The organism is Lentilactobacillus fungorum, from assembly GCF_016860605.1.
Lineage (GTDB): Bacteria > Bacillota > Bacilli > Lactobacillales > Lactobacillaceae > Lentilactobacillus > Lentilactobacillus fungorum.
In genome coordinates this window covers 32,538-44,757 of sequence record NZ_BNJR01000005.1, presented here as the reverse complement: position 1 = coordinate 44,757, position 12,220 = coordinate 32,538, and the positions used below count along the sequence as shown (strand labels likewise).

At 41.9% G+C, this 12,220-nt stretch carries 9 protein-coding genes; 7 read left to right on the top strand and 2 right to left on the bottom strand.

The genetic code is table 11. From position 1 onward, the window contains the following. The 3 genes from YK48G_RS02575 to YK48G_RS02565 all read left to right on the top strand — a co-directional run. Nucleotides 1-940: tyrosine-protein phosphatase (locus YK48G_RS02575; protein WP_373300149.1), on the top strand; the 940-nt coding region annotated here is incomplete at its 5' end. 672 nt (nt 941-1,612) lie between these two features. Further along, complete coding sequence (locus tag YK48G_RS02570) at nt 1,613-2,908, top strand: MFS transporter (RefSeq protein ID WP_203629151.1); 1,296 nt, start codon at nt 1,613-1,615, stop codon at nt 2,906-2,908. 60 nt (nt 2,909-2,968) lie between these two features. Then, nucleotides 2,969-3,337, top strand: a complete 369-nt coding sequence (locus YK48G_RS02565; RefSeq protein WP_203629150.1) for a hypothetical protein — start codon at nt 2,969-2,971, stop codon at nt 3,335-3,337. 110 nt (nt 3,338-3,447) lie between these two features. Here YK48G_RS02565 and YK48G_RS02560 read toward each other — a convergent pair whose 3' ends face one another. After that, a complete protein-coding gene (locus YK48G_RS02560) occupies nt 3,448-4,254 on the bottom strand; it encodes a helix-turn-helix transcriptional regulator (protein WP_203629149.1) in 807 nt (268 codons plus the stop codon). Nucleotides 4,255-4,444: 190 nt separating this feature from the next. Between YK48G_RS02560 and YK48G_RS02555 the strand changes: the two genes are divergently transcribed. The 3 genes from YK48G_RS02555 (at nt 4,445) to YK48G_RS02545 (ending at nt 9,734) form a co-directional block, all read left to right on the top strand. Further along, nucleotides 4,445-6,331: a glycoside hydrolase family 2 TIM barrel-domain containing protein gene (locus YK48G_RS02555; protein ID WP_203629148.1), complete on the top strand. Its 1,887-nt coding sequence runs from the start codon at nt 4,445-4,447 to the stop codon at nt 6,329-6,331. Continuing rightward, entirely contained in the window at nt 6,315-7,271 is a 957-nt protein-coding gene (locus YK48G_RS02550) for a beta-galactosidase small subunit (protein WP_203629147.1), read from the top strand. Before YK48G_RS02555 ends, YK48G_RS02550 begins: the two co-directional genes overlap by 17 nt. 1,173 nt (nt 7,272-8,444) lie before the next feature. Further along, nucleotides 8,445-9,734, top strand: coding sequence for an MFS transporter (locus tag YK48G_RS02545; protein WP_203629146.1), 1,290 nt, complete (start codon nt 8,445-8,447; stop codon nt 9,732-9,734). A gap of 78 nt (nt 9,735-9,812) precedes the next feature. Here the strand turns inward: YK48G_RS02545 and YK48G_RS02540 are convergent, their stop codons facing one another. Further along, nucleotides 9,813-10,481 carry a GntR family transcriptional regulator gene (locus YK48G_RS02540; RefSeq protein WP_203629145.1) on the bottom strand — a complete coding sequence of 223 codons (669 nt, stop codon included), beginning with the start codon at nt 10,479-10,481 and terminating at the stop codon, nt 9,813-9,815. 451 nt (nt 10,482-10,932) lie between these two features. Between YK48G_RS02540 and uxuA the strand changes: the two genes are divergently transcribed. Then, nucleotides 10,933-12,009 carry a mannonate dehydratase gene (gene uxuA, locus YK48G_RS02535; protein WP_203629144.1) on the top strand — a complete coding sequence of 359 codons (1,077 nt, stop codon included), beginning with the start codon at nt 10,933-10,935 and terminating at the stop codon, nt 12,007-12,009. Nucleotides 12,010-12,220 lie beyond the last annotated feature (211 nt).

Sequence of the window (12,220 nt, the reverse complement as noted above, 5' to 3'; positions counted from 1 at the left end):
TCCAAGCCCGGGATTTCCGGCCAAGATGCCTTATGCTCCAGTTTCTAACCGCTTTGCTTCGCTCACTTTGGAGGGGTTAAGATTGAAAGAGAAAATGACGTCTTATTTAACTTCAGCGATTCAAACAGAAGGGTCATCTTCGGCTCAGACATTAAAGCTAAAGGCTAATAGTCCAATTTTGAGTCAGCCGATTCCACTTAAAGACCATGAGATTAAGCTTGAAGGGGCCTTTAACGTCCGTGATCTTGGCGGGTACCAAACACAATCTGGTAAATTGGTTAAGCCACACCGTCTACTACGATCGGCCCGGTTAAATCATTTGACAGATCATGACGTCAAGGTATTGATCGCACGCTATCACGTTGGCATTGACTTTGATCTACGGCGGCCGGAAGAAATCAGCGAAATGCCAGACCGTTCTTTGCCGAACGTTACATATATTAATGACCCGGTTGATACTGATCGTAGTTTCCACTACCCCATTTCGATTAAAAACAACCGCAAACATTACCGCACTTATATTTCGAATCCACAAGCTCGCAAAGCTTACCATCATTTGTTGATGACGCTGTTAACTTTACCGACCGATCAAGCAATCTTGTGGCACTGTGCGTCAGGTAAAGATCGGACTGGACTTGGGGCTGCGTTAATTCTTTATGTGCTTGGAGTTGATGGGCATACGATTCTAAAAGATTACGTTGCTTCAAATGAGTTTCTTCGTTCTCACAATCAAAAGCGAATAGAGGCATTAAGACAAGCCGGTGCTTCAATCGAAGAAATTCATCAAGCCAAAATTGATGGTGGGGTAGATCGTTCATACCTGGAATCTGCCTTTGATGAAATCAATAAGGAATTCGGGTCACTGGCAGCGTTTATTACTCATGGGTTAAGGATAACCGTTGACCAGCAAGCCCAGCTTAGAAACATGTATTTACAATAATCAGTGAAATCCTCAAAAGTAATGTATTAGGTGCTTTTGGGGATTTTTGATGCCAAACTGCAGGACTAATTTACTAAAAACAAGAAAAATACTTTTGGAGATTGACCTTCTAATATATTAGATTGCCAATAAATATTATCGAATGATTGGTTGAGATAATGTTATTGATGATTAGGAGATGAATTAAAATGATTTGACTTGTTGAACTTCCTCTTAACGAGGCGGATTGTTAAATATATACGAAAAATCCTGTTGAGTTGAGAGTCAGGGAAGAATAAATAGAAACTGCAAAAATATTTTAGTAAAAAGTAGAAAAGGTGTATTGACAACGCTTTCATATAAAGCTATATTGAAGATGCTGATATATGAGTACTCAGCGAGTTAAAAAAGATGATCATCATAAATCAGAATTAGAAAAGTTTTACTGTCGGTTTGTGAAGTGCCATCTTAATTTGATTATTGCGGCAGTAAATCAACTTTTAGCTTGTCAAACTTTAGGTAAACGATTTATTGAGTTACCGATGATTTCTATGACGATCACCTTACGATGTGTGTTGGATGCATTAAATTCAAAGAAGGTGTAGAAGAGTGGTTGAAAGTAAGAATACTAGCTAGTTTCACTAATTTCTACATGGCTTTTATACAGTAGATAAACAATTAGGAGTGAAAATAATGGCAGATAAGAATAACAAAAAGCCTAAGGTAGTTGAGACCGCCGTTGGTGAAATTACCAATGCCCGGGTTAAGGATTCTGAACAGCCTAAATTACCTTGGTTAGTTTCATCAGCGATGTTTTTGGCGCCCCTGTGCTGGTACGGGCCGATTGGGTCGACTCGAAGCGTTTTAATTCCCCAGCTGTTTGCACAAATTGATCCGGTTCATAAAGTTTGGGCCGTCGGGATTTTAGCCACCATCGCTTCAATTACCGGGGCGGTTGCCAACTTGATGTTTGGGGCTTTTTCTGATGTGACCCGTTCGCGCTTTGGTAAACGGAAGCCGTACATTGTTTTAGGAACCATTGCGATTGCGATTTCACTGGCCGTGATTGCCAATATGAAGTCCGTCGTTGGGATTATTCTGGTTTGGATTGTGGCGGCGGCAGCCGAAAACGCGATTGCCGCGGCGATCTATCCCCAGATTTCTGATCGAGTTGCCCCAAAATGGCGGGGCACTGTGTCAACCTTCTACGGGGTCGGCTTTACGATTGCCCAACAAGGATTTGCGTTGTTAGCGGCCCAGTTCTTAGGCAACGTTAAATTCGGGATCTACGTCATGGCCGCAACCACCGTTGTGTTGGCGATTATCCATGAATTGCTGATTCAAGAAAAAGGCAATTTGGATGAACCCAAAGTTAAATTTAATAAAGATACGTTAAAAAAGTATTTCTTTTTCCCAACCCACGGAGCTCGCAACTTCTATTTGGCTCTAGGTGGTAAGTTCTTCATGGTGGTTGGTTCAACTATCGTCACCACGTTCCAGCTGTTTATTTTTACGGATTACATTGGTCAAAACACGAAATCTGCTGGCCAATCAATTTCAATCTTTTCGATGATTATGTTAATCATCGGTGTCTTCTTCGCTTTAGTCGGGGGTCCATTAGCCGATAAGCTAAAGCGAGTTAAGGGTCCAGTGGTTATCGCTACATTTGCCCTTGGCTTGGCGGCAATCTTCCCGATGTTTGTCAAGGAAGCTTGGGCCATGTTTGTTTACGCCGTTATCGCTGCCTTTGGTAATGGCTTGTATAACTCAGTCGATGGTGCTTTGAACATGGATGTTTTGCCATCATCCGATACGGCCGGCAAGGACTTGGGGTTAATTAACCTAGCTAATACCTTGGGGCAAATGTTAGGTGCCATGGTCGCTTCTGCCATCGTGGAAGCCTTTGGTTACGGTGCCATCTTCATGTTCGCTTTGGGCATGGAAATTGTTGGTGGCTTACTCATTTGGGCTATTAAAGGCATCCGTTAATGGCGCTGTGTTAACTTGTTGATGGATCGAAATGAATTGTGAATGAAAGAAGGATAGCAAATGTCATCAAAAGAAACTGAATGGAAAACCGCGTTACAGTCAAAGGAAAAGTTTGCAGATTTTATTAGTGATTATTTTAAGGAGCACAAGGAATTAACGGGAAACTACGAGACACCAAGTTATTACGAGTATTACACGGTCACGTTGGATAGTAAGGAAGGCTTAGTGATTACCCTTAAAACAGGGCTTAACCAAACGGCCAATGGAAGTCCGGCAATGCCGTTTAAAGACTTGGAACATATCTCCGTGGAACAGTTCCGTCAATTAATCTTAAACAAAAAATTTGCTGATCAAACCGAAACACTAACTGACGTCTTTTCGAAGATGCTTGCTAGTGAACCGACTGCTCACTTTAATCGTGATGAATGATTCATTAAACTAGAGAATTTAAAAACCAGATGTCGTCCAAACCGCGGCATCTGGTTTTTGATTGAGTGAACCTAAAAATTCGTATTCGAAGGATTAGCTTCAAAATAAGCTTACATCATCTGTTTAAATTGTCTGGGGGTGAGGTGGTAGTATTGTTTGAACTCGTGAATAAACCTTGAGATGTCGTTAAAACCAACCGAATTGCCAACCAGTTGAATTTGCCAGTCGGGATGCAAGGTTAATAACCTCTTAGCTTTTTGGAGGCGATAGTCATTTAGGTACTTAAGCGGTGTTTGACCATAGGTGCTTTTAAAAATTCGGTTCTGATAGGCAACCGAGTAGCCGGTTTGGGCAGCTAATTGCTCATTGGTGATGGCGGAGTGATAATGAGCGGTGAGGTAAGCCAGAATTGGCCTCACAATTTTTTGGGCTTGGTAGGTATTGTCAATCCCATACTCAGCCTGTTTAAGCAACATGATGAACCGGTACAGCTCACTAGATTGCCTGAGGGTTGCAACGAGATCATTCCTTTCAAATTGAGCATAGGATTGATGAATGAAAGTTGCCAGTTCCGGTGAAAGGGCTGGAAAAAATAAGCTTGTTTTTAACCCTAAAAAAGTCATCAACTCATCGGCTTGATTGCCGGCAAAAGCTAAAAACGCTGTTTGCCATTTCTGATGGGTATCGATTGATTGGTACCGATGACTCACGTTGGTGCGAATCAAAATACCTTGATTGGGTTTGAGCAACCGTTGCTGTCTATTAATGGTCACGATGCCAGTCCCCATTTCTGTTTGCAGCCAATGAAAGGCATAATAGCCATTGGGGCGATTAACAAGCGATTGCTGCCACTCATAGCCAATGCTTTCACAAAAAAGGGGCATATCTTGGCTGGGTTGTTTGAATGCAAGTCTCAAGGACGATCACCTCTTAAAAGGAAAATTGGTTTCAAAATTGCTTATTTTTAGTTAAAAACAGTCTATTAATAGATACTTGGTTGCCATATAATGCAGTTAATAACCGCAATGGTAGTCTCTGTAAAATTATTCGTCAAGTTCAGTACGAAGTTTAAATATGATTATTAATTGATTGGAGCGTGATTTGTTTATGAAACCAGAACTTACCTGGTTGGATGATCCTGAAACTTTTCGGGTTGGTCAAATTCCGGCTCATAGTGATCATCGAATCTATCGGACGGTCGCTGAAGCAACTCAAGACACTAGTAGTTTTGTTCAAAGCTTGAATGGTGACTGGCAGTTTCGTTTTTCCAAGGACCCGATGAGCCGACCAAAACATTTCTTTGAGACAGACTTTGATGCCAGCCAATTTGACTCAATTAAAGTGCCGGAACACATTGAATTTGCGGGCTACGACCGATTTCATTATATTAATACCCTTTACCCATGGGAAGGCCATGTTTTTCGACGGCCGGCGTATGCCCTAGATCCATCCGATACTGGCAAGGGGATGTTTAGCCAAGCGGCTGATAATCCAGTAGGGGCGTACATCAAGACGTTTACGCTGAATTCCGGCCTGCAAGACAAAACCGTTCGGGTCAGGTTCGATGGGGTTGAAAAGGCCATGTACGTGTGGCTTAACGGCCATTTTCTTGGCTATGCCGAAGATAGTTTTATCCCTTCTGAATTTGATTTGACCCCATACCTAAAAGCTGGTCAAAACAAACTAGCAGTTGAAGTCTTTAAGTTGAGTACGGCCGCGTATCTAGAAGATCAAGATATGTTCCGCTTTTTTGGGATTTTTCGCGACGTTACCCTCATTGCGCAACCTAAAATGCATGTGGCCGATTTATTGATTCGACCAATTCCTGTCAATGATTTGAAGGATGGTCAATTGAACCTGCAAGCTCATTTGGTTGGAGAGATTGCCGGTGGCAAAGTCCAAGTCACGGTAACGGATGCGGCTGGTAAACCAATCTTTCAAACCAGCCGGCCAACGAGTCCAAATTTGGAGATTTCGAATCAATTGTTAAAGGGGATCCAGTTATGGGACAACGATCACCCGAGTCTTTATCACTTATTAATTGAGCTCTTCGATGCGAACGATCATCTGTTAGAAGTTGTCCCGTATCAGTTTGGTTTTAGAAAAATTGCCATTAACAATAAGGTGATTGAATTAAATGGCAAGCGGCTCATCATTAATGGGGTTAATCGCCATGAGTGGAATTGTCGCTCTGGACGGGTGATTTCAGATGACGACATGGCCTTTGACATGCGGACCATGCTAGCCAACCAGATTAACGCGGTTCGAACTTGTCATTATCCTGATCACACCAAGTGGTACGATTTGTGCGATACGCATGGGATTTACGTGATGGCTGAAGATAATTTGGAATCTCATGGTACTTGGCAGAAGCTAGGTGGCGTCGAACCATCATATAACGTCCCGGGATCATTGCCTCAGTGGCAAGCAGCTGTCCTTGATCGGGCTCAAAATAACTATGAATTATTGAAAAATCACACGAGCATTCTCTTTTGGTCGCTTGGAAATGAGTCGTACGCTGGCGACGACATTGCGGCGATGAATGATTATTATAAGTCGGTTGATCCAACTCGATTAGTTCACTATGAAGGCGTCTTTCATAATCCGAAATATAAATCTCGAATTTCAGACGTTGAGAGCCGGATGTACGCGACACCTAAAGCCATTGTGGAATATTTGGAAAATGATCCCCAAAAGCCATTTATATTGTGTGAGTATATGCATGATATGGGCAACTCGCTTGGGGGGATGAAATCTTACATCGACTTGTTAAAGAAGTTTCCAATGTATCAAGGCGGCTTTATCTGGGATTTTATTGACCAGGCAATTGAAGTTAATGACGAGGTGACTGGCCAAAAAGTGCTGCGCTATGGCGGCGATTTTGACGACCGGCCAGCCGATTATGAATTTTCGGGTGATGGGCTGTTGTTTGCTGATCGAACCCCTAAACCCGCAATGCAGGAGGTAAAGGATTATTATGGCCAATCAAAATAATCAGTTGCATGTTGTTTATGGGGACGGCGACTTAGGAATTTCCGGTGACAACTTTGAATATCTATTCAGTTATAGTCGAGGTGGATTGGAGTCGCTGGTGATTGACCATAAAGAGTGGTTGTACCGCGAGCCTAAACCGACTTTTTGGCGGGCAACAACGGACAATGATCGGGGCAATGGCTTTTCGCGACGATCGGCTCAGTGGTTAGGCGCTGACCTGTTTTCTCAAGCGACTGAAGTCACTGTTAAGGTCAACGGCCAGCCAATTGAATTTCCCGGAGCTAAAACCAATAATCGCTATTCCAATCATGAGTATGAAAACCAGGTTGAAGTGCGCTATCGTTTTGAAACTGCGACGGTGCCGACAACGACTGTGCTGGTAAGTTATACGGTCACCCCAGATGGCACGATTGCTGTCCGGGTTCACTTTGAGGGCAATGCCGCTTTGCCGGAGTTGCCGGTGTTTGGCATGCGATTTGTTTTGCCCACGGTAGCAACCAGCTATGAATATACTGGTTTATCAGAAGAAACGTACCCTGATCGGCTGGCTGGGGGACGCCACGGCACTTATCGAATTGATGGCCTGCCAGTAACGAAATATCTAGTACCGCAGGACTGTGGCGTTCACATGAAGACTGATTCAGTTACGATTACTCGAAACAGCACGAAGAATAACGCGGATCATAGTGAGCGACCATTCAAATTAACTTTTGAAAAATTAACCGAGCCGTTTGCTTTTAGCTGTTTACCCTATACCGCAGAAGAGTTGGAGAATGCGACCCATATCGAAGAACTGCCACTTAAAAGACGGGCCGTGGTTTCAATTCTCGGTGCCGTCAGGGGCGTTGGGGGCATTGATAGTTGGGGCAGCGACGTAGAAGCACCTTACCACATCTCAGCAAAGCAAAATATTGATTTTGGTTTTAAAATTTCTCATTAATTGTTAAAACGAATTTGATAGTCAAAAAGAACAGCCATCGATGAAGGAAACTATTCAACGATGGCTGTTTTTTGTCAGTAGATAAGTAAGTCAGCTGCCAAGTGGTTAAGGCCAATTTATTGGTCCGTTTCGCTATAATCGAACGTCCCTGATCATAATTGCCAAAGTGACTACCGAAAATTGTACAATTGCCAACATTGGTTAGCATCGACTTTCGCCTCAAAAAGAAGTCGCCACAAAGGTTCATTGAGGGTTACACCGCTAGTCAACGGACTGTGTTGATCATCAATGTAAGAATCGGGTTGGGAAATTCGGAATAATTTAAATAAACCACATTTTGGTAATGCTTACATTAACAACAAACGGCCTGAGAGGTAAAACCACGCGAACTAATTAACATAAATATTAATTATCACAAAAAATCACCTGAATTCCTGGATAATCTTTCTTAAAAAGGTTTACAGCTGATTTTGTAAGCGCTATATTAAGAGCGTTAGGAAACATACCGGTATTTAATCCTATGATAGTTAATGTATTTATTAATAAACAGAAAGGTAGCTTGAATGACAATTAAAGTATTGGATCAGGAAACGGGTTCTTCAATTAGCGAGTATCTCTGTGGTTAATCCTCAAAGCGTCTTGACTGAAAAACTGATGATCACCTTTATCCTTTATATGGGTAATCATTCGGATATTCCAACTTTGAATGGGATAAGAACAAATGGATTGAAACGACTTCATGTTTTGGCCCTTATGCGCTTCTATATAAGTTGTCAGGGATGCTTCAGTATATTATTGCTACAAAGATGGATACCCATAATACGCTTGATAATCTAAATGAAGTTGTTGAACCGAAATTTATTGGCATAAAGTTAAGCAACGATTAATGAATCATCGATTTGCTGATAAAGAGCGTTGCTTCAATGATAATTAAGAACGAAGGATGTTACTGCACCATGGCGATTAGTATAGTAGTTTTGCTGCCAGGTGATTTGCTACCTATTTATGCGGTGAGATTAAAATGCAGGTAAGCGGATTGGGTTGACATATTTAAAGGAATTACGAAATTTTGAGTTTGCAGCAAAATGTAAACGGTTGCTAAACAATTTAAGGTAATTATGTCAAGAAAACAAGCACTTGATTGTGCTCACTTTATCATAGGGAAGGGTGACGATGACAAGTATGTTGGCAAAAATTAAAGCACCATATAATTCATTTGGAAAATTTTGGTCATATATTATTTCAGAAATGTCGTTTAACTTTATTTGGCCAGTTGTTCAGACATATTCGGCCCTCTGGCTGGTTAAATATGCGAATTACTCACATGCCAACGTGGGACTGGCATTTTCAATGATGTCATTGATGGGCCTGATTTCCGCTCCGGTGATCGGCTACATTGGTGATAAAGTTCTCGAAAAGAAATATTTACTCTACATCACATGTGTTTTATTGGTTTTAATGGGTCCCTTTATGGAATGGATTATTTTACCATCCCATGGCAATACTTATGTGATGTCGATTATTATGGGCTTAGTGATTGGGCTAGTTATGAATGGGGGTACCAATGTTAACGAGCAATACGAACAACGAATGAGCTTTGTGAATAATTTTCAGTATAGTTGGGTTCGTTCTGGTGTGACGATTACTGGCTTCGTTGCGCCGCTGATTTGTGGTTACGTACTTTCAACAGTTCCTAAAATGTTCTTTTGGAGTTTAACCATTAGTGGCCTAATCTATATGGCAATGGTTATATTTTTCATCAAACATGATCGTAATAATTTGGCAGTTCTTCATGATAAAAAGCATGATACTGTCAATGTTAAAGGCATTTTAAAGAGTATGGCATCTAAACCATTCATTTTCTTCGTTATCTTTTTGCTGGGAACGGTGCCGTTATCTCAAATTGCTGATCAACAAGTATCTAACTATTTCCAGTCATATTTCAATACGGCTCACGGCACAATGCTATTTTCGTATGCAACCACAATTGGTCAAGTAATTGCCTTCTTAGGGATGTTGGTTATCCCGGTCGTCATTAAACGGATTGGCTATCGGAATGGATTGGTAGTGATGGCAGTCATTATGGCCATCAGATTGATGCTTTTTGCTTTTGCCCGTAACTGGGTATTAGTGGCAGTTGGTCAGATTTTATCTGGTTTTTATACACCATTCTGGTTTGTCTGCCCAATGGGGTATATCTTCTCAGTCTTTAATAAAAATGAGTTTGCGACAATTCAATCATTGAGCACAGGAGCAGCTGTTCAAATTTCCCAAACTATCTTTTCTGGCATTATTGGCGCCGGCTACGATCAGCTCGGGTTTCACTCAACTTATCTGATTATTGGCGTGATTTGTTCAGCGTTTGCAATCTTTGGCGCCTTCTTCTTGGTAACGGGTCATCAGAATCCCAGAAAATCAGAACAGGAAGCGACCGGTACAGAACAAACAGAGGTCACCAATTAAACAAGTGCTTTTTAGAATGTGAAAAGGCGTCAAGAAACGGCCACATCGGGTGGGTTTCTTGACGCCTTTTCATAGCTGTTACCTGCCTTCATCTGCAAAATAATCTGGAAATTGTTGCAGAAGTTCGCCTTTTTCAGCTAACATCAAATTCAAATGATCAAAGGCACGCTGACCGGCTAGGGCTTCATCACCGGATTCAACGGCGTCCAAAATCTTTTCATGTTGGTCAATCAGCTTATCTAGTGGCATATCAGTTTGACGAATCCGCAAGAAACGGTAGCGGTCAAGCTGCAGTGAGAGGTTGGCTAACCAATTCCACACCTCACTGCGTTTAGTGGCAGTGTAAAATAACTTGTGAAAATCGTTATCCAAATAGAAAAAATCAACCGCGCTATGGTCCTGGGAAGCAAGTCGCTGTTTTTCGATAATATTGCGACTATCTAGGATGTCGAGTTTACTCATTTGATTGGCAGCTTCTGTGACAACACTACGTTCAACGCTTTGACGAACAAAGCGGGCATTTAGCGCGCTTCGCAAACTAATTTTGGTAACGTAAGTGCCACTTTGAGGAACGGTGTTCATCAAACCATCATTTTTTAGTCGCAAAATAGCTTCTCGAACGGGCGTCCGGCTAATACCAAGTTGATCGATTAATTGTTTGTCTTGAATCCGTTCACCAGGTAAGAATTTTAACTTGAGAATATCGCTTAAAATTGATTCGTAGGCGACCTCATTTAAACTTTGCATGTTTGAATCCCTCGTTATCTATTAATAAATTTCGTCAGGTCTATTGGTTAATTGTACCACCTGGAATACTAATATTGGGAGAAAATGCCGAATTAGGAAATATCATTGACAGCGGTTTCAGTTAGTGCTAAATTTAGATTAATTGATATATTAGAATTTCAGTTGAAAAACTAATTTGAGATATTCAATGGTTGCTGTCATACTGAACTTATATATGAGTTTGAAAAATTGGCAAAGCAAAAACTGGGGCAAACACCGCAGGAGAAAATTCTCAAGAATTTTCGCTCCGGGTATTCCAGCAAAAACGGATTCCACCAAGCAGTAAAGGTACGCTAACCCAACTCTAGCCGCGCTGCTTTCAATTGGGGGACTAGGAACTGATTGCTAACTGCTTGGTTCCAGCCTTTAGACGTTTTGCTTTGCTTATTTCAGTTTATTTAGGAGGAAGATCATGTCACAGCTAAAAATGGGATTTCGCTGGTTTGGGTCTAAAGATGATAACATTTCTTTGACGCAAATTCGCCAAATTCCTGGAACTAAACAAGTTGTCGGGGCGTTGTTTGACGTGCCCGTTGGGGAGGTTTGGCCCCAAGAAAAAATCGATGCTTTGAAGCAAGAGGTAACGGCTGCTGGCTTAAAGCTGGAAGTGATTGAGTCGGTGAATATTCACGATGATATTAAGATTGGCTTGCCTACCCGAGATCGCTACATCGAAAATTATATCCAAACCATCAAAAATTTGGCCAAAGCCGGTATTAAGGTGATTTGTTACAACTTTATGCCCGTCTTTGATTGGCTGCGAACAGATTTGCATCATCAACTGGCAGACGGTTCTAACGCCATGATGTATGAACAAGCCAAATTGCCAAAAGATCCCGAAGCTTTGATGGCTCAGATGAAATCTGGCTCGCGTGGCTTTTCACTGCCGGGGTGGGAACCGGAGAGACTGGCTGCCTTGCAAGATTTATTTGATGCTTATCAGGATGTCGATGAAGTAAAACTACTTGAGAACTGCAAGTACTTCTTGGATGCGATTATTCCAGTTTGTGAACAATACGATGTTCGAATGGCCATGCATCCAGACGACCCGCCAAAGCCGTTGTTTGGACTGCCACGGATCTACAAGAATCTAGCTGACATGCAACGTATCGAGAAGCTGCACGAGTCTCGTTATAACGGGTTTACGATTTGTACCGGCAGCTTAGGGGAGAATCCAGCAAATGACCTGCCAGCGATTATTCGAGAATTTGTTCCTAAAGACCGGGTTCCTTTTATGCACGTTCGCAATATTAAATTTGTGAACCAACAAGGGGACTTTCATGAATCGGCCCATCCGTCATCACAAGGCTCTCTTGATATGTTTGAAATCATGAAAGCATTACATGACACGAATTACGATGGCTATATTCGTCCCGATCATGGACGAAATATTTGGGGCGAAGATGGTCGGCCCGGCTATGGCTTGTACGATCGGGCGCTGGGAATTACCTATTTAACTGGCCTTTGGGAAGCCTTGGAAAAGATGTAGTTAATGCACATCGTGGTCTATATCACCGCGAGCGAAAGGGAGCTATTATTGACTGAAGAATTTGATACTTCAAAAGACACCAAGATTCAGACTAATTTATTTAAACAATGGGGAATTCTCAGATACAATGATCGTCAAGACTAACACAAAGGAAGTCTTTGTCAAAATAGCTGATGGGGACAACTCTTATACTCGGTTATCACGTTGGTAA

Bases quoted from the DNA above. Each gene is read 5' to 3' on its own strand.
- YK48G_RS02555 (WP_203629148.1), top strand. From the start codon at position 4,445: ATGAAACCAGAACTTACCTGGTTGGATGATCCTGAAACTTTTCGGGTT.
- uxuA (WP_203629144.1), top strand. From the start codon at position 10,933: ATGTCACAGCTAAAAATGGGATTTCGCTGGTTTGGGTCTAAAGATGAT.
- YK48G_RS02545 (WP_203629146.1), top strand. From the start codon at position 8,445: ATGACAAGTATGTTGGCAAAAATTAAAGCACCATATAATTCATTTGGA.
- YK48G_RS02570 (WP_203629151.1), top strand. From the start codon at position 1,613: ATGGCAGATAAGAATAACAAAAAGCCTAAGGTAGTTGAGACCGCCGTT.
- YK48G_RS02550 (WP_203629147.1), top strand. From the start codon at position 6,315: ATGGCCAATCAAAATAATCAGTTGCATGTTGTTTATGGGGACGGCGAC.
- YK48G_RS02540 (WP_203629145.1), bottom strand. From the start codon at position 10,481: ATGCAAAGTTTAAATGAGGTCGCCTACGAATCAATTTTAAGCGATATT.
- YK48G_RS02565 (WP_203629150.1), top strand. From the start codon at position 2,969: ATGTCATCAAAAGAAACTGAATGGAAAACCGCGTTACAGTCAAAGGAA.